Source organism: Streptococcus oralis subsp. dentisani (genome assembly GCF_003944205.1).
GTDB lineage: Bacteria > Bacillota > Bacilli > Lactobacillales > Streptococcaceae > Streptococcus > Streptococcus oralis_BH.
The window spans coordinates 20,789-39,389 of the sequence record NZ_RJPH01000006.1; the positions used below are offsets into that span (position 1 = coordinate 20,789).

Genomic DNA, 18,601 nt, shown 5'->3' on the forward strand with positions numbered 1-18,601 from the left:
TAACTCTCATGCTAATATTTTACCCAAACACCCTATGTAAAAAAGTCAGCAAAAATGGCAAGGTCGCTACAATATTATTGATCACATGCACCGCATAGGAAGGATAAATGCTCTTGGTATAACGGGTCAAACCAGCAAAGATGATTCCAACTGTTGCAAAGACGAAGATATCTAACAGACTAGGCAGGCTTGAAAAATGAGGGAGAGCAAATAAAATAGAAGGAAGAAGCAAATCAAAACCAAATCGCGAATGCTTAAAGAAAGCGTGTTGCAGTAATCCTCTATAGATCAACTCTTCCATCAGTGGTCCTAGAAAGAACAGGGCTATATAGATACCTAGCTCGGCAAAGTTAGTCCCACTATAACCGATCAATACGGCCCAACCTTCAGCAGTTGACTGAACGTGTCTAGCTGTTTGAATATTAAAAAATATATGAGCTACCGCTACTAGGGCTGTTAGGATTGAATACCAGAGCCATTTTTTTCTCGAAACGCGAAAGAGATAGCCATGGCCTGTCTTAACAAGAATCCCAATCATGACTCCACTAAATAGCAAACTCAAGATATTTCGAATCCAGAAGAAATTGCCTATCTGAGAAGAAAATTGCCAATAGTTTTGGACAATAAGCGTCAGCTGAGAAAGGCCAAATACGAAAAATAGGTAAGAGAAGACAGCACTCATTTTGAAAAGAAGACGATATTTTTTCATAATAAATCTCCTATAGATGTATGTGTATCAATCGCCTAAACCCTTAGAATCACTTCTTTCATTTTTGCATCCTAAAAATCACTACCTCCCCTAGAGAACTAAGGAAGGCAGTGATCACATTTTTAGGAATTAGGAATGAATACACGAAATCAATCGATCTTATGATTTTTTGTTTTTCAAGAATTCGTCGTATTGTTTTTGCATTTCGTTCAATACTTTTTCGTAGGCACCTTCAGATTTCAATTTTTCCATCAATTCTGGAATAGCTTTATCTGGGTCTACAGTACCAGTGTTGATAGCTGTATCGAATTGTTGCATTGTGTTAGAGATTGCTGAGATTTCAGATTTCACGCTATCAGTGTTAAAGATGAATCCAAGCGCTGGAGATTCTTTAGCTTCTGCCAATTGTTTCTTAGAATCTTCGATTTGTTGGTCTGTAACGTTTTCGTTGATGTAAAGGATCCAGTTGTTACCAGTGTTCCAACCTGACATGTGAGTGTTCCCTTTGTAGGCATCAAGAACGCGTACACGGTTTTCTTTACCTTCAACTTTTTCCCAGTTCTTACCTTCTGGACCATAAACAAGACCATTCAAGAGTTCTGGGTTCGTGTTCAAGAGGTTCAACACTTCCATTGATTTTTCTTTGTTCTTAGAGTTGTTTGAGATGACAAAGTTAGCAACTTGTGTTGTTTGGTTTTTCTTGATAAAGTTAGTGATTGGTTTGATTTGGATGTCTTTGTTAGCAACACGTGAGAGCAAGCTGTTACCGTAGTCAGCTGGTCCTACTGTTTCTTCACGAACGAACCAAGTATCTTGTTGAAGGTCAAATGAAGTGTCGCTTGTTGCTACGTCTTTTGGAATGTATCCTGCTTCATAGAATTTGTGAAGAGTCTTCAAGTGTTCTTTGAAACGAGGCACTTCGTAACGGTTTACAATCTTAGTAGTGTCTCCTTCAAGGTCGATAACGAATGGAAGTCCGTTTGGTACTGGGTAGTCAAAGTTATCAGATGGGATGAAGTTCTTCGTAACCGCAAATGGTACTACGTCTGGAGCTTTTTCTTTGATTTGTTTCAAGACTGGTTCAAGTGTTTCGTATGAAGTGACACCTGAAATGTCAATGCCATATTTGGCAAGAAGAGCGCCATTAAAGGCAAAGTTTTGAGATGATGCAACGTTGGCTGCAACTGGAACAGCGTAAATCTTACCGTTTACAGTGTTCCCTTTGATGTAAGCTGGGTCAAGTGCTTTGTAAAGCTCTGCTCCTTCTTTCTTGTACAAATCAGTCAAGTCAGCGTAAGCACCTTTTTGAGCATTTACGACATAGTTATCTGCAAAAGCGATATCGTAGTTTTCACCTGATGATGTGATAACTGACATTTTCTTACCGTAGTCACCCCATCCAAGGTATTGGATATCCAATTTAGCACCAACTTTTTCTTCGATGATTTTGTTGGCATTTTCTAGCAATTCATCCAAGTTGTCTGGTTTGTCACCGATTTGGTACATTTTAAGAACAGGTTTGTCACCTGAAGCTGAGTCAGCAGCTTTTTTGTTGTTACCTGAAAGGTTTCCACAAGCAGCAAGACTTGCAGCCAAAGCGACTACGCTAGCAGATGCAAAAGCATATTTTTTCCAGTTTTTCATGATAAAAACTCCTTTTTTATTTTTAAACTTATAAACGATTTAATGATTTTAACTTCAGCCACTAAGATGAAGTTGGGAAGGGAGAAACGGTGTTTCTCAGCAAGTGCTATTCTTTCACACCACCGATTGTCAACCCTTTAACAAAGTAGCGTTGGAAGAATGGATACAGAATGGCAATCGGAAGGGTTGCAACAACAACCATGGCCATACGACCTGTTTCTTTCGGTAGAGCGACTCCCAGTTGACCAGATAGGCCGACTGCTTTTGCGATGTAGTCCATATTTTGCTGGATTTGCATAAGCAAATATTGCAATGGATACAAGTTGTCACTCTTGATATAAAGAAGGGCGTTGAACCAGTCGTTCCAGAAACCAAGAGCTGTCAAAAGCGTAATGGTTGCGATACCTGGAAGTGACAATGGCAAACAAATCTGGAAGAAGATCCGAGCTTCACTGGCACCATCGATACGAGCAGATTCGAGAATGGCTTCTGGAATGGTCTTCTTGAAGAAGGAACGCATCAAGATGATGTTGAATGGTGAGAGAAGCATTGGAACAATCAAGGCCCAAACGGTATCACCCAGTTGAAGCAGGCGAGTAACCACGATATAGCCTGGTACCAAACCAGCATTGAACAACATACTAAGAAGAGCGAAGATCGTAAAGAATCTGCGGTACTTAAAGGTTGTCCGTGAGATGGCGTAGGCATAAGTTGTCGTGATGAAGACGTTGGTCACTGTTCCGACTACTGTTACAAAGACTGAGATAAAGAGCGCTTGGAGGATTTTATCCTTAAACTGAGCCAAGAACTCAAAACCATCTAATCCAAACTGTGATGGGAAAAAGCTATATCCATACTGGAGGATACTCTTTTCATCTGTCACCGAAATGATGATAACGAAGATAAAGGGCAAGATACAAGAAAGAGCGATCAAACCAGAGATGATACTAAAGAAGATATCTGCTTTCTTACTGAAGGAGTGAATGCCGACATTATCGATTTTTTCTTTTTTAATTTTCTTTTCTGCCATATTCTCCTCCTTTCTAGAACAAAGCTGAGTTTGGATCGACTCGTCTTGCAAGCAAGTTTGATAGGATAACCAGAATCAAACCGACAACGGATTGGTAAAGACCGGCTGCTGAAGCCATACCGATATCTGCTGTCTGAGTCAAACCATTAAAGACATATACGTCCAAAACGTTGGTTACATTGTAAAGCTGACCAGCATTGTGTGGGATTTGATAGAAGAGACCGAAGTCTGCACGGAAGATATTTCCGACTGCAAGGATAGTCAAAACTGTCACAAGTGGAGTCAACTGAGGAATGGTTACGTTGCGAATACGTTGCCACTTGCTAGCCCCGTCCACTGTTGCTGCTTCGTAGTAGGTTGGGTCAATTCCCATGATAGTCGCATAGTACATGACACTGCTATATCCAAATCCTTTCCAAATACCTAGGAAAAGGAGAAGGTATGGCCAAATGCCTAAGTCAGCGTAGAAGTTGATTTCCTTCATGCCAATGGATGTTAGGAAATGGTTGAAAACCCCTTTATCAATGTTTAGGAAGGCATCTGTAAAGAAACTAATGATAACCCATGACAGGAAGTAAGGGAACAACATAGACGTTTGGAAAATCTTAACCATTCTCTTAGAGCGAAGCTCGCTGAGGATGATGGCAATCCCTACTGATACAATCAAACCGATAAAGATAAAGCCGAGATTGTAGAGAACGGTATTACGAGTGATGATAAAGGCATCTTTTGAACTAAACAAGAATCTGAAATTATCTAACCCGACCCATTTACTATTCACAATACTATCTATGAAACCATTACTGGTCATATGGTAGTCTTTAAAGGCGACCACATTCCCAAATACTGGAATGTAAAAGAATAGAATCAGCCAGAGAGCCCCTGGTAAAACCATCAAGAGAAAGATCCAGTTATCTCTCAAGGTCTTTGAAAACTTTTTCATAATTTCCTCCCTTTTTATTCCTAAAAACTGATTCTATCGAATTTTTAGGTTTGATAACGATTACATTATTAGTATACTCCTATTTGAAGATCAGTTTAAACTACTAATTATAGAAAAAACTCCACAAATTATTTTATGTGGAGAAGTTTTTTATAAGAAATAAGTTTCACGAGAAACACTCTGCATACGATAAATGTATTTCCTCTTTACTAATTGAAAACTTGTTCTAATATTGGGTGATGAAACTCGACAAAATGAACCTGGGCATTTATGATAGCCCCTGATTCATTTTTATCAATCTCTGGTCTTCCTTCGGTGTGTAAAAGAGCAGGATTACCATCCTTGTAGCCAAAGAGAATCACCTCTGTCTCTGCTTCATTCACATAGCAAGCTAGGATTTCAAACCGCCCAGAACCTGAACCTGCACTATACCCATACCATTTAAAAGTATAATTCACCCCATCTACTTGCCCAAATTGCATTATCTGGTCTGGCACTGCTAGTCCATAGTAGTGACCATAGGTGGCCAAATTAGTTGACTTGAATCCTTCACCTTTACTATCCGAATAGGATTCCATGGCTGTTTTTATCTTGTCTATTAAAGAACTATTATCTGTATCTGGCTCGCTCTCTGTAGTTACACTTGTTTTTAATAGAAATTCCTTAAAACGTTGCGCTAAATCTGTGTTCTCAGTCTCTTCAAAATTTGCAGTAGGGATAGTTTCCAGTGTCTTATCGGCATGCAAGACCTGTGCTTGCCCATCCTTCAGTGTAAATAGGTAGAAATGTTTGTCCTGATTGTCATAGTAGGCATCCAAAATCAAGTAGTCATAAGCATTGTCACTCGATACTCCAAAAACATTCCATTTGACACTTTTCTGAGAGACTGTTGTAGCTTCTAATTTTTTGATTAGTTCATTTTTTTCATCAAAGTTTGCATGCTCTAGTCTATGATAGGACTGCCCCATAGAAGAAGCCCAGCTTGCAAACTCTTCCTCCCACTTTTCAGTATTATTGTATTGAATTAACTTCTGAAAATCCGAGTAGTTCTTCATAATCAAGGCTTGATCAGTCGGATTAGATAACTGTAGTTCTTCCATGGCTGCAACTGTGGCAGCCATCGGTGATTGAACAGTTGCATCCTTGACTTCTTTTTCGTGCGAAAGAGCCTTTTGATAGGAATCTGCTAAATAGTGAAAATAGTTGGTTGTTTCCTTGGTTTGTTGCTCCCTTGGTATTGACGGACTAGTTGATCCATCCTCTGTCGTTTTATGGCAGGCAGATAAGACTAGCATGCTAGTAGCTAGGACTAGTAGTAGCTTTTTCATGGTCAGACCTCCAAACTATCTTTCTACCTTCATTATACTCCTTCCCTATCTCCAAATCAAAAAACATCTCCATGTGTTTAAAAGGAGATGTTTAACTGTTTGTGATAAATGCCTATGTCGTATAAATCGTCGAAGCTGTCGCAATGGTGTGCCACTGGTTGGCTGTTGTAGCTGCAAAATCCTTATCTCCATAGAAATCATTAAATGGAAGGATTTCAACTTCTAGTTCGTCGATGCGGTCAATCTGGCCTGCCAGATAAGCCTCGATGCGACTCTCTGCTCGCTTGATCCTTTGCAAGAGTCCACCCATACGGATATCGACTGTATCCAAACCAAAGACCCTGTTTTCTTTCAACCATTGGTGGCTAAAGAGTTTGTGGAAGGTTTCTATCTCACTTCTGAGTTTTGGTAATTCTTCTCTAGCGATTTGCTGCAAGCGGACTTTGTCACCGGCTTTGTAAGCTTCTCGGATGCGTCGTCCCACATCCACTTTACTGCTTAAAATCTGGTTCAACTGAGCCTGAGTTTCAAAGAGATAGGCATAGTTCCCAGCTTTTTCTTTAATGTCAGAGAGAATCTCAGCTGCCTGAGCGAAGTGAGGTTTGTCCTGTTCAGGTGTCATGTGCTGATCAAGGATCGGACAGAGAACATCCTGATAAAAGACATAGCGGTTGGGATTGATGCCACTGAGATTGTCTGGTAGATCTGGCAAGAGATTGGCTAGGTCAATCTGCATAAAATCCTCAACCGAAAGACCTGTATTAGTCTTAAAGTGAGCAGACAGACAGTCTAGGTCATTGCGATAGCTGAGTTCTGCCCAAATTTGCAAGCTTGGTAGGATAGAGAACTGGGCTGTTTCCCCACCATTATCCCCCCAACCCGTCACGATGACTTCTTTGATGTCATTGGCACGACAGGCTTTATTGGCCTCTATAGCAATAAGACGGCTGAAATGGTTGTTGGGTGTGAAACCAATCCACTTCCAAGCTCCCCCTGCAAAGGCAATATCTTGGCTAATCTTGTGATGGTTGTGGAAGTTACGGTTGTACTTTTCTTCGCTGTCTTGATAATAATCCCAGTAAACCAAGGTCACACGGTCTTTGAGACGATCTAGGTAGACACGAGTTTCCTCAGGAATTTCCACATCACGGTCGTACTGACCATCCGCTGACATGAGTTTGAAGAACATATCACTCCACATCTGGCAGTGGAAACCATACTTGTCAGCAATATCCAGCACGCGCTCCAAGTGTTGACACATGAGGAGACTACGGTCTACAACACCGTTCAAGATGAGGTAGCGTCCCAAGCCAACCAAGTGTGCCTCGTCCATCCCGATATTGACCTTGCGAGTCTGCAGTTTTGACAGAGTGGCAAACATGCCATCAATCAAATCATAAACCTTTTCTTCGCCAATAAGGAGAATGTCCTCTACATCACGGAGTTCTTGCACTTCTTTGACACCCCATTTGACAAAAGCCGACAAGTGGGCCAAGGTCTGGATACAGGGCACAAAAGCCATGTCAAACTGCTGGGCATAGGATTCGATTTCCTGCAACTCTTCAGCTGAGTAGGCGCCACGGAAGTAACCAAAGTATGGCTGTCCCTCAATCTGGTAGGTGTCTTCCATGTAGAGCTCAAAGGTTGAGTAACCCATGAGAGCCAAGACCTCAATCATCTGCTTGGCAGAAGCCACATTCAGCACCGCATTTCGCGAACAGTCTGCCATGTAGGCCAACTCTTCGTAAGCAGCTTCTTCTTCAATCTCTACCTTATCACCTTCTACTAGAGCTGTTGTCAATAAGGACAAGGCGCGGTAGAGTTGGTGAGGTTTGCGGTAAGTTAGTTGATAGTGTCCACTTTCACCCTTGAGAGAGATAGACGCTTGATCAGACTGAGCGACTGCCACTTCCACATCTGGTAAAGAGATATGTTTTGTCAGCAAGTCGATTGCCTGAGTTTGTTTGGGACTAAGTCCTGTAAATGTTACCACTGATTTTCCTCCTGTAGCCAGTTGACAAGGGCACCATAGAGATTGGCATCTGCATGATAGGTGCAGGCCTGGATAACTGGTGCGACAGTGTATTCTTCGTAGGTTTCGACAAATTCATCGACAGCTTGTTTGACACCTTGGATGAAGTCTGGATTTTGACTGATAGAGCCTCCCAGACTAATGACATCTGGATCGATCAGATACTGAATATTGAGCAAGCCTTGAGCCAGATTACGGTTCATGCGCTCAATAGCTTCTTGACAAAGAGCATTACCAGCTGCAGCCTCTTGGTAAACCTTGCGTCCGTCCCAGTCAGTCTGACCAGATTTTTCAATCACGTATCGCACCATATTTCCAGTTGACGCTAGTTGCGACAAGTTGTTGAGCTTTTCTGCTGGTGCAATGGTTGTCATGTAGCCAAACTCTCCTCCCAAGCCGTGGCGACCTCGGTGAAGCTTGCCATTGATAATCATGGCGCCGCCGATTCCTGTACCAATCACGACACAGGCTGCATTTTCAATTTCTGGGTGAGCCAGCAGTTCACTAAGCCCAACACAGTTGGCATCATTTTCCAGATGGACAGGTAGCTGATGATGAGCAAGGGCCTCATACCAAGAAAAGCCATGAATATAAGGTACGGCACTAATTCCCTCGATCACTCCTGTTTCTTGATTGACCGCGCCTGGAACGCTCATGGCAATGCCCTTATAATCTTTCTCTGCCAAGCATTTGTCTAGCCAAGTCAGTAAATCCTCCAAGTTTTCTGGCGTCGGTTTACTTGTCTTATCTAGTATTTTTCCATCAGGAGTCAGACTGGCAAACTTAATCCCAGTCCCTCCGATATCAATGGTTGCAATGGTCATTGTTCTTTACCGTAAAAAGGGGCGAATCAGTAGTTAATCCTTACTCTCTCGCCCCTCCTTTCTTTTCTTATTCACTTCGTTTGAAATTCTTCTCAGCGGGAGTTCCGTCTCCTCATTCTAGAGAAGTTTCAAATCTCTTAAATTTCTTCTTTTTTAATCAATTCTGTGCGAATTTCTTGTGGCGCTAATAGTCCTGAATGAACTGGATATGGTCGCTCAAGTAAGTCCAAAATGGTTTGTTGGTGTTCTGATATGCGCACATTTTCTTTACTCATATTGTAGTAACGGAGTACATATCCTTCTTCATTTTCAGCCACTTTAAAGGCTGTCGGGCAGACTTGTGGCAAGCTGAGCGCCGCATGACTCAAGAGGCTACCAGTCGCAGCAACACTTCCTTCTTGTTTAGCAACCTGAAGACTAGTGAATGGTGTTTGGAAGGCTTTGGTACGACGGAAAGCTGAGAAACGTTCTTGTGCTTGGTGGCATTCAAGTGCAAACTCGACTTCAAAATCACGCAAACATTGAGCCTCTGGTGTTGGGAAGTAACCCCAGTCACCTAGCTCACCTGAGGCACGAAGAATAGTCACTGCAATAGTGTCATCTCCAAGGATTTCATACTCGTGTAATCCTTTATTAGCCACCGTCACTCCTTTTTCATCATCATAAAGGCTGACAAAGGCTTGTTGGTGTTGTGGATTTTCAGGATTTTCCCAAGAAGCAGCTGGTTTGTTTGGTCGTGTCACCACCTCATAGATGCTTTCAGAGTCATTGCTTGGACGCGTATTATGAGTCTTGACCAAGAGACGGATACGGTGGTCTTTGGCAGTGTTAGTAAAGCGAGTCTTGAAGCGGATTTGTGGATTGTCAACAAAGACGGTCATCTCTGTTTCAAGAGGTAGGGTTGTCAATTCTTCTGAGCGCCCAGCTTCACGCGTCATAAACTCGATGATTCCTCTTTGTTCCGCATCCAGTTTTTCATCTGCACTTACTGGAATTGTCAATTCATGCTTGAGCAAGATCTTGGCAAAACGAGCTGTATTTTCCAAGACTTCACAGCCTTTGAGTTCTGCGTAGATAGGCTCTGTTCCTTTTGGTTGGAAATAGATATACTCATTTCCAATGTCACCACGGTCTTCAAAGCGAAGAACATCTTCATAAGCTTCATGAGTTGTCTTGTCGTAGACTGTGATATTTTCATCCACACTGACCGTTACAAATGGCGTATCAATCACTCCATTTTGGTAAATACCGTCACGGTGTTCTTGTTCTCCTTCAAGCAATTGGAAGGTTGTCCAAGAGAGAGGTGCTAGATGAACAGGGACTGTCACGCGCACTTGTCGAGCGATACGAGCCTGACGGAACTTGTCTTTTGGCAAATCATACTCAAAGTTAGCTCCCAGATCTTCGATTTTCGCTTCTACAGTATGCCCTTCCAGGTCTTCGACACGGTAGCTTGGCAAAGTCAAGGCTGCCATTTTCTTATAACCTTCTGTTGGGTGCAATTCCTTGAAATCACAAACCGCCACATCAATCACTGTGCTGACAGTATCGACCTTGTCATGCAAGCCAGTGTTGATGACCGTAAAGAGATGGTCGCTTTGAGCTTCCTGTGTTGCAATTTTACCCTTCCACTCATTGAGAAGGTTAGTTTTTACAAAGTTTCCGACTTGGTTAACCTTGGCAAAGCGTGTCTCCATCTCGCGGTGAACTTCGTCCACGCTACAGCCACAGATACTATCATGGGGCGCATTTTGTAGAAGGACTTTCCAAGCATAGGTCAACTGGTCCTTGTGGTTATGTCCGCCAGTGATGACAGTCAATGGTTCCACTACTTGCTCCAGCAAGTTACTGTTCTCTTGGAAGGCTTGTTTGAGGTAAATACGGGAAGAAGAAGTGTTGGCAAGTGTGTACCAACCGTCTGTTTCTTGACTGGTCAACTCACCTGTAACCGTTGATAACTGCTCCGGCAGGGCACTTTCTACTGCGTGGATATAGTCATCAAATGAACTGTGCACAAAGGTCACATCTGGGAAGAGTTCATTTGCCACACGAATGGCTTCACTCAGATTTCGCTGTACAGGCTGGTGGTCACATCCGTTCATCATCAACCATTGGTTGGTCGAAGCGTAGTCACGCACGTCTGCCAATTTTTGTTTCCAGAAAGTCAAGGCCTCGTCTTTATCCACTGGAATTTCATTCCCATTACTGTACCAGTTGGCAAAGAGGATTCCGAGGACACGACTTCCGTCTGCACCCTGCCAGTACATTTCTGAAAACTGGGACGTAAACTGCTCATCTTCGAGGACTTGGTTGTCAAAGCCAATCGGCTTCACACCACGTCCAAAGGCTGCCACGTGAATGCCTGATTTTTGAAGGATTTGAGGAGCTTGCCCCATATTTCCAAAGGTATCTGGGAAGTAACCAATCTGGGTTGATTTGCCCCATTTTGCACATTCAGCTTGACCAATCAAGGTATTGCGAACGTTGGCTTCACTTGAAATCAAGTAATCATCCTGCAAGATGTAAAAGGGACCAATTTTGAGTTTGCCTTCGTCAATGTAACCTTGGACTTTGTCGCGATTTTCAGGGCGAATTTCCAAATAGTCATCAAGGACAATGGTTTGTCCATCCAAGTGGAAGCTCTTGAACTCAGGATCATTTTCAAAGAGATCAAAAAGATTGTCAAATAATTCCACCAACTGCATACGGTGGCTTTCAAAAGGGAGATACCACTCACGATCCCAGTGACTGTGTGAGATAATATGTACAACAACATTTTCCATGAAGTAAAACCTCATTCTAACTTAAATTTTTATTTCTATCTAACTAAAGAACTGACTAGCGAATATCTAGATAATCCAAGACCAATTCACAGAACATCATGTTGGCCCAGGAGAACCATTCACGTGAGTAAAGCGTTGGGTCATCCACGTGGAAGCTTTCGTGCATAACACCTGTTCCACCATCGCAGGCAACCAGCTGATCGAGTAAGAATTTCTTCTCTGCCTTATCTCTTGTTGTCAAACCTTGTATAGAAAGGGCAATAGGCCAGATATAGCGATAAAAGGTATGAGAACTTCCGAGACCGCTAGCATATTCTCCTTGGTAAAAGTATGGATTTTCAGGGCTCAGAATGGTGCGACGAGTTGCTTGATACACTTCATCGTTGACATCGCAGTAACCCAGATAAGGCGCAGCCAACAAACTTGGTACATTTGGGTCATCCATGATGCTAGCATTTCCTAAACCATCCACTTCAAAGGCGTAAATCTTTTCACCCTTGCTGTTAGTGGTATAGGCGTAGTTTTCAATCCCTTCTTGGATTTCAGACTGGAGACGCTTAGCATCTGCGATAATACTCTCGCTATCAGCTATGTCTAGTTCTGCAAAGATTTCTTGCACATACCCCAATACGACTACGGCAAACATATTGGACGGAATCAAATAGCTATACTGGCAGCAGTCATCACTCGGGCGGAAGGCTGACCAGGTCATACCTGTCACTGCAAAGGCAGGTCCAAAGCCATCATTTACTAAGGTATCTTCTTTTCGATCTGTGTCGCGGACAAAACGATAAGGTGAATTGTTGTGGTCTTGCTCCACTGTCCAAAGATGAAGAATTTCCTTGGTCGCTACGACAAAAGTCTCATCAAACTGACTGGTCTCGCCAGTTTCTTTCCAGAGGAGATAAGCCAGCTGCAGAGGATAGCAAAGCGAGTCCACCTCATACTTGCGTTCCCAAATCCAGCCATTAAGCTCTGTGTGGTCAGTCTCATGGTGACCCTTCCAGTTTTCCTCAATGTTAAAGGAATTGGCATACGGATCCTTGAGAATCAAGGTCATCTGACGCTTGACCAAACCAGCAATGGTCTGACGCAAGAGAGGATCTCTTTTAGCCACATGAAGGTAGGGTCTGAGTTGGGCTGTCGAATCCCGAAGCCACATGGCAGGAATATCCCCTGTCAAGACAAAAGTTGAGCCATCTTCTAAGATTTCAACCGTATTGTCCAAGGTGTCTGTATAGCAACGCTCGAAGACATCCACCCACTCCGGATGGTCCTTAGCCCGCTCCGCTACTTCGTCCAGCCACTCTCTAACAATTTCTTTCGAATAAATCATCGTGCAATTTCCTCTTTCAAACAAGTTTCATGTTCAGTATATAGTTTTTGAGACAGAAAATACATACACAAATGATAGTCATTTTTCTACAAAATTGCTTACTTTCGAACTCCATATCTAAAGACTCTCTTTTTCTGATATAATGTAGAAAAACAGCTAAAGGAAAGACTATGAAACCACTACTTGAAACCATCGATACCCGCTTTGGGACTGCTAGCAAGCATGCCTTTTCTCGGGGAAATACCCTGCCCTACACAGGCGTCCCTTTCGGGATGAATTATTTTGTACCTCAGACCAGCGATCAGGAGGGAGCTTGGTTTTTCGATCCGCATCTGCCCATCTTTCAGGGGATTCGATTAACCCACCAGCCCAGCCCTTGGCTTGGGGACTACTCTTGGCTCCTTCTGACACCTGTCACAGGCCAGATTGGGGGAGACAGTCTCTTCCATCGTCAGTCTTCCTATGATATAGATAAAGCTTGCTTCCAGCCTCACTACTTGAAGCTCTTTTCTCTGCGTTATCAGATTGAAACCCAATTAACCCCTACCTGCTATGGTGCCTCTATGCGCCTAGAGCAAAAGCAAGGTAAATCCCTCTCCCTCTACCTTCACGCAGCAGATGACCTAACAGTTGAGCAGGTAGATAAGCGGACTCTTGCCCTGAGACAAGAAGGTAAAACAGAAACCAATAAAAATCCGCTAAAACTATTCACTGCCCTACAAATAAATACGAATATTCTTGCTGTCAACCAAGAAAGCGGAGACTGGCGAATTGACTTAGCAAGCAGTCATGCTGAGATCCAGCTAGCAACTTCTTTCATCTCCCCTTCTCAAGCTCTACTTAATCTACCTCAGAAGGACTTTGATAGCTGTAAAGCAAGTGCGAAAGCGAACTGGGAGAATCTCCTCCATCGTTTTGATATTATGGAGACAGGAGAGGCTGACCGAACCTTCTTTGATCACTGCCTTTACAGACTCTTCCTATTCCCACAGACTTTTTATGAGGTGAACGAGTCAGGGCAGGCCATCCACATGGATCTGGCTACTGGTGCTGTCCAGCCCGGTGTCCTCTTTAGCAATAATGGTTTCTGGGATACCTTCCGCACCACCTTCCCCCTCTTTGCCCTTATCATACCGGAACACTATCACCGCTTTCTAGAAGGTTTCCTCAATAGCTACCGCGATACTGGTTTTCTGCCTAAATGGCTAGCCCCAGATGAACGTGGCATGATGCCAGGGACTCTATTGGACGGTATTATCGCAGATAGCGCCTGCAAGGAAATGGCTCCTGACTTGGAAGAAAAACTCCTCCAAGCCATGCTTGAAACAGCCACCAAGTCTGACCCTCTCGGCATCAATGGTCGCCACGGTTTGGCACAATACCAAGAATTAGGTTATCTCTCTACCGACCACCACGAAAGTGTCAGCCACACCCTTGACCATGCCTATAGTGACTTTTGTATCACCAGCTGTGCCGAAAAACTAGGGAAAAGAGAAATAGCTGAGACCTACATGTCTGCATCACAAAATTACCGCCATCTATTTGACGCTGAGATAGGTTACATGCGAGCGCGTGATAGTCAAGGAATCTTCCGCCCTGACTTCTCTCCTTATAGTTGGGGACGAGACTACGCCGAATGTTCCGCCATTCAAGCGACTTTAGGCGTCTTACATGACATCCCAGGTTTGCGTCAACTCATGGGCGGAAAAGAAGCATTTAGCCACTATCTTTTGAAATCCTGTCAGGACGCTCCTCTCTTTGAAACCACCGGCTATGGTTACGAGATTCATGAAATGAGCGAAATGGCTACAGCTCCTTTTGGACAAATAGCCATTTCAAACCAACCTAGTTTCCACATTCCTTATCTCTTTCGCTACAGCGACTACCCTGACTATACCGCTCTTCTCATCAAGACGCTCCGTCAGAAAGCCTTTCACCCAAGCTGGGAAGCCTATCCTGGCGATGAGGACAATGGTAGCCTCTCGGCTTGGTACATCTGGTCAGCTCTCGGATTCTATCCGACCTGTCCAGGCAAGCCCAGCTATGATCTCGGAATTCCTCTCTTTGATCACCTCCGTGTCTACCTGGCTAAGGAAAATAAATGGCTGGATATCCATACTGATCAAAACCACAGCCATTTCAACTTTGTCAAAGAATGCCGACTGGATAAGGTGCCAGTATCTAGCATACAACACCAAGACCTCTTGAAAGCTGAGCAACTGACCTTCACCCTCAGCTGGCTACCAAATCACTCATAACCAAAAGAACCTTTGCACCACGCAAAGGTTCTTCTTTTATGAAACTTGGACTTGAAGTTGATCAACCAGCTGACCACCCACCATTAGGTTCAGATAGAAATCCAAGGTTTTATCTCCTGCGAAATACAAGGTTGGAAGCGTCAACCTTTTTTCAGTCTCACCAACTTGAAACGCAAGGACTTGAATCTCGTCCCGATAAGCGACACCATGCACACCCGTCCCTGGTTGAATCGAAATCTTAGCTTCTAAAGGACCACTACATTCTCTGAGCTTAACTGTAAAATGGGCATTTTCTCCCTTGGTCACAGCCAGACTTTTTTCTGAGAACTCTAGTTGCTGAACAGCTTCTCTTCTCAATAAGGTAGGTGTTTTATAGAGTGAAATCTTAGTCAACAAAAGCAAAGCCTGTGCCTCTGTAATGGTCACACGTATCTTCTGCGCCTCAACGACTGATCCTCGTAAGAGACATTTGTAGCCAACAGTATAACCAGATCCAAACTCCTGCCAGACACCATCCAACTCTACCTGAGCATGGAAAGCAGCGATGCGTTGCCCCAGCTTCAAATCTTCCCTCAGCTCAATCACATCGAAAGTTTTAGGTGCCCCTAAATCGAGCTCTAATTGGATTGGCAACTCTGCACCACTTGCCCATAAACTAGATTCCAGTCCATCTGTCAGATGATGACAGGCAAAGTCTGGTGATAGAGCCGGACCAGATACCTTGGCTCCCAAAGCCAAATCTTCTTTATAGAGCTCATCACGGTAGGCAGCAAATTCATAAAGTCGCTGGATATCTTTTTCATCAAAGAGACCATCTTGGTTTGGCGGAATATTGAGCAAAAGAGGGGTTCCTCGTCCCACTGAGTGAAAGTAGATTTCGACCAATTCCTCGAGAGACTTGGGGTCCTGATCCTCATGGTAAAACCAGCCTGACCGAAGAGAAACATCTGCCTCACCGATTGAAAATAGCGTCCCAGAGGGGTCTCCGTGCTGTAGATAATCTAATTCCGCTTCTGTTCCTAACTGGTCTGGCTTGACTTTTTGCCACAAGGGATCCCCTGCATAGCCTCGTTCATTTCCAATCCAGCGGATACTGGTCCCTTCAGTTGAGAAAATCAAACAATCGCCCTGCAAGTCACGAATGGTTTCAAACCAAGTTTCAAACTCATAGTTGACTTTCTGGGCCCCTTCGCCTCGAGCACCATCCATCCACACCTCAGCGAACTTCCCGGCATTACCATAGGCAGGATTTGACAAGATTTCCTTCAATTGAGCTAGATAGTAGGCATTGTAGTCCGCTTCTCGGTCCACATGATAGAGGGGACTATGGGCATCCCAAGGAGATAAATACACTCCCATATCCATGTCAAACTCTGTTGCAGCTTGAGAAACCTCGAGAAGCAAGTCCCCCTGTCCATCCCTCCAAGGGCTAGCCTTGACCGAATAATCTGTATGGGCTGTCGGGTAGAGGACAAAACCATCGTGGTGCTTCACCACCAAAATCAGTTTTTTAAAACCCGTTTCTTTGAGCACTCGAACCCACTCACGCGCATCCAACTTGGTCGGGTTAAAACGCTTGGGATCCTCTTGTCCACTTCCCCATTCTTGGTCATAAAAGGTATTGGGGCCAAAATGGATAAAGGCAGCTAGTTCATCCTCTAAATAAGCTAGCTGGGACTGACTTGGTAATGGTCCATGTGATTTTATTTTCGTCATCATCTCAAATCTCTTTCTCTGATTATTTCTCTTGTTCACAAAGTTATCCACAGATTGTGGATAAGAAAATATGCCTAAAAACTAGCTTTTCTAGACTCCAGCTCTTTGACTTTGAACCTATCACCTTCAGCAAACTCTGCTCAAATCCCCACTGCACTAGGATTTCTACTAGAAAGCTAGCCAGTTACTAGTTGTCGGGGAAATTTTCAAGAACCCTCTTGGATATTAGCTGAATGTCCTGCTTTCCCTAGACTTATCCACAACTTGTGAATAAACCCTTCTTCCTAGTTCTTACCTCGTTGACTATAACAAAAAATCTAGGTACCGTCAATAAGACAAGGCTGTCTTCCTAAATACTCGGAAAAGATTCTATAATTTGTACAATATACATTTTATGCCATTCAAAAGAAAGGCTTTCAGATAGATTTCATATAATTTTCTAAACGACTTTCAATCACTGCTCCTCTCAATTCCTCGTCAGAACTGAATTAAAATCTGGACATTTCTTCTTAAAATGTGAAATTTAGCATAATTTTTTCAAAAAATATTATATTCTTTTTAGTAGAAGTTTATACATTTATTTCCTCTAATTCCTTTTGCCATCGTATAATAACATAAAATACTACTAAAACCTTGTTTTGTCCGAATTTTTAGTCATTTTTTACTATTGACACGCCTCTGAGAATATGATATAACGTAAATGTAAGCGGTACCAAAAAGGTGCCACCGTTAAAAATTTTTAAGGAGGAAAACACATGTCTTCACATCCAATTCAGGTATTCTCAGAAATTGGGAAACTGAAAAAAGTTATGTTGCACCGTCCAGGCAAAGAGTTGGAAAACTTGTTGCCGGACTATCTCGAAAGGCTTCTTTTTGATGACATTCCATTCTTGGAAGATGCTCAAAAAGAACATGACGCATTTGCTCAAGCTCTTCGTGATGAAGGAATTGAGGTCCTTTACCTAGAGCAATTGGCTGCTGAATCATTGACTTCCCCAGAAATCCGCGATCAATTTATCGAGGAATATTTAGACGAAGCCAACATACGTGGTCGTCAAACCAAGGCGGCTATTCGTGAATTGCTTCACGGTATCAAGGACAACCAAGAATTGGTTGAAAAAACTATGGCAGGGGTTCAAAAAGTTGAATTGCCAGAAATTCCTGAAGAAGCAAAAGGCTTAACTGACTTGGTTGAGTCAGACTATCCATTTGCTATCGACCCAATGCCAAACCTCTACTTCACTCGCGACCCATTTGCAACTATTGGTAATGCCGTATCGCTTAACCACATGTTTGCCGACACTCGTAACCGTGAAACACTTTACGGTAAATATATCTTCAAATACCATCCAATCTATGGTGGAAAAGTCGAATTGGTCTACAACCGTGAAGAAGATACTCGTATTGAAGGTGGAGATGAGCTCGTTCTTTCTAAAGACGTTCTCGCAGTAGGTATTTCTCAACGTACAGACGCAGCTTCGATTGAAAAACTTTTGGTGAACATCTTCAAGAAAAATGTTGGCTTCAAGAAAGTATTGGCATTTGAATTTGCTAACAACCGTAAATTCATGCACTTGGATACTGTCTTCACCATGGTTGACTATGACAAGTTCACAATTCACCCAGAAATCGAAGGCGATCTTCGTGTGTACTCTGTCACTTATGAAGATGAAAAACTCAAGATTGTCGAAGAAAAAGGTGACTTAGCTGAACTTCTTGCGAAGAACCTCGGCGTAGAAAAAGTTCATTTGATCCGTTGCGGTGGTGGCAATATCGTAGCAGCTGCGCGTGAACAATGGAATGACGGCTCCAACACTTTGACCATCGCACCTGGTGTAGTCGTCGTTTATGCCCGCAATACCATTACCAATAAGATCCTAGAAGAATACGGGCTTCGCTTGATTAAGATTCGCGGAAGCGAATTGGTTCGGGGCCGTGGTGGACCTCGTTGTATGTCTATGCCATTTGAACGTGAAGAAGTATAATCGCTGTTCAGTA

At 43.2% G+C, this 18,601-nt stretch carries 12 protein-coding genes; 2 read left to right on the forward strand and 10 right to left on the reverse strand.

Annotated elements, in window-relative coordinates:
• Positions 1-19: 19 nt before the first annotated feature.
• The 9 genes from D8805_RS05540 to D8805_RS05580 all read right to left on the reverse strand — a co-directional run bounded on the left by D8805_RS05540 (position 20) and on the right by D8805_RS05580 (position 12,629).
• Positions 20-709, reverse strand: coding sequence for a CPBP family intramembrane glutamic endopeptidase (locus tag D8805_RS05540; protein WP_125416053.1), 690 nt, complete (start codon positions 707-709; stop codon positions 20-22).
• Positions 710-868: 159 nt separating this feature from the next.
• Positions 869-2,353, reverse strand: a complete 1,485-nt coding sequence (locus D8805_RS05545; RefSeq protein ID WP_125416056.1) for an ABC transporter substrate-binding protein — start codon at positions 2,351-2,353, stop codon at positions 869-871.
• Positions 2,354-2,459: 106 nt separating this feature from the next.
• Positions 2,460-3,383, reverse strand: coding sequence for a carbohydrate ABC transporter permease (locus tag D8805_RS05550; RefSeq protein ID WP_000818345.1), 924 nt, complete (start codon positions 3,381-3,383; stop codon positions 2,460-2,462).
• A 13-nt stretch (positions 3,384-3,396) separates the two neighbouring features.
• The gene (locus D8805_RS05555; RefSeq protein ID WP_084925398.1) at positions 3,397-4,326 is read right to left on the reverse strand and encodes an ABC transporter permease; all 930 of its coding nucleotides are present in this window, start codon (positions 4,324-4,326) and stop codon (positions 3,397-3,399) included.
• 209 nt (positions 4,327-4,535) lie between these two features.
• The gene (locus tag D8805_RS05560; RefSeq protein WP_125416059.1) at positions 4,536-5,654 is read right to left on the reverse strand and encodes a DUF4767 domain-containing protein; all 1,119 of its coding nucleotides are present in this window, start codon (positions 5,652-5,654) and stop codon (positions 4,536-4,538) included.
• A 112-nt stretch (positions 5,655-5,766) separates the two neighbouring features.
• Positions 5,767-7,647 (reverse strand): beta-N-acetylhexosaminidase, encoded by a 1,881-nt coding sequence (locus tag D8805_RS05565; protein WP_125416062.1) that lies wholly within the window; start codon positions 7,645-7,647, stop codon positions 5,767-5,769.
• Positions 7,641-8,510, reverse strand: coding sequence for an ROK family protein (locus D8805_RS05570; protein ID WP_125416065.1), 870 nt, complete (start codon positions 8,508-8,510; stop codon positions 7,641-7,643). The genes D8805_RS05565 and D8805_RS05570 overlap by 7 nt, the downstream gene beginning before the upstream one ends.
• A gap of 137 nt (positions 8,511-8,647) precedes the next feature.
• Positions 8,648-11,293, reverse strand: a complete 2,646-nt coding sequence (locus D8805_RS05575) for an alpha-mannosidase (protein WP_125416068.1) — start codon at positions 11,291-11,293, stop codon at positions 8,648-8,650.
• A gap of 55 nt (positions 11,294-11,348) precedes the next feature.
• Positions 11,349-12,629, reverse strand: coding sequence for a glycoside hydrolase family 125 protein (locus D8805_RS05580; protein WP_125416071.1), 1,281 nt, complete (start codon positions 12,627-12,629; stop codon positions 11,349-11,351).
• 170 nt (positions 12,630-12,799) lie between these two features.
• Between D8805_RS05580 and D8805_RS05585 the strand changes: the two genes are divergently transcribed.
• Positions 12,800-14,887 (forward strand): GH92 family glycosyl hydrolase, encoded by a 2,088-nt coding sequence (locus D8805_RS05585; RefSeq protein WP_125416074.1) that lies wholly within the window; start codon positions 12,800-12,802, stop codon positions 14,885-14,887.
• Between the two features lie 36 nt (positions 14,888-14,923).
• On the opposite strand, the gene D8805_RS05590 is transcribed toward D8805_RS05585, so the two are convergent.
• The gene (locus D8805_RS05590; protein WP_185774575.1) at positions 14,924-16,603 is read right to left on the reverse strand and encodes an alpha-L-fucosidase; all 1,680 of its coding nucleotides are present in this window, start codon (positions 16,601-16,603) and stop codon (positions 14,924-14,926) included.
• A gap of 755 nt (positions 16,604-17,358) precedes the next feature.
• On the opposite strand from D8805_RS05590, the gene arcA reads away from it, so the two are divergent.
• Positions 17,359-18,588 (forward strand): arginine deiminase, encoded by a 1,230-nt coding sequence (gene arcA / locus D8805_RS05595; protein ID WP_125416080.1) that lies wholly within the window; start codon positions 17,359-17,361, stop codon positions 18,586-18,588.
• Positions 18,589-18,601: the final 13 nt, after the last annotated feature.

Bases quoted from the DNA above. Each gene is read 5' to 3' on its own strand.
- D8805_RS05540 (WP_125416053.1), bottom strand. From the start codon at position 709: ATGAAAAAATATCGTCTTCTTTTCAAAATGAGTGCTGTCTTCTCTTAC.
- D8805_RS05545 (WP_125416056.1), bottom strand. From the start codon at position 2,353: ATGAAAAACTGGAAAAAATATGCTTTTGCATCTGCTAGCGTAGTCGCT.
- D8805_RS05550 (WP_000818345.1), bottom strand. From the start codon at position 3,383: ATGGCAGAAAAGAAAATTAAAAAAGAAAAAATCGATAATGTCGGCATT.
- D8805_RS05555 (WP_084925398.1), bottom strand. From the start codon at position 4,326: ATGAAAAAGTTTTCAAAGACCTTGAGAGATAACTGGATCTTTCTCTTG.
- D8805_RS05560 (WP_125416059.1), bottom strand. From the start codon at position 5,654: ATGAAAAAGCTACTACTAGTCCTAGCTACTAGCATGCTAGTCTTATCT.
- D8805_RS05570 (WP_125416065.1), bottom strand. From the start codon at position 8,510: ATGACCATTGCAACCATTGATATCGGAGGGACTGGGATTAAGTTTGCC.
- D8805_RS05575 (WP_125416068.1), bottom strand. From the start codon at position 11,293: ATGGAAAATGTTGTTGTACATATTATCTCACACAGTCACTGGGATCGT.
- D8805_RS05580 (WP_125416071.1), bottom strand. From the start codon at position 12,629: ATGATTTATTCGAAAGAAATTGTTAGAGAGTGGCTGGACGAAGTAGCG.
- D8805_RS05585 (WP_125416074.1), top strand. From the start codon at position 12,800: ATGAAACCACTACTTGAAACCATCGATACCCGCTTTGGGACTGCTAGC.
- D8805_RS05590 (WP_185774575.1), bottom strand. From the start codon at position 16,603: ATGACGAAAATAAAATCACATGGACCATTACCAAGTCAGTCCCAGCTA.
- arcA (WP_125416080.1), top strand. From the start codon at position 17,359: ATGTCTTCACATCCAATTCAGGTATTCTCAGAAATTGGGAAACTGAAA.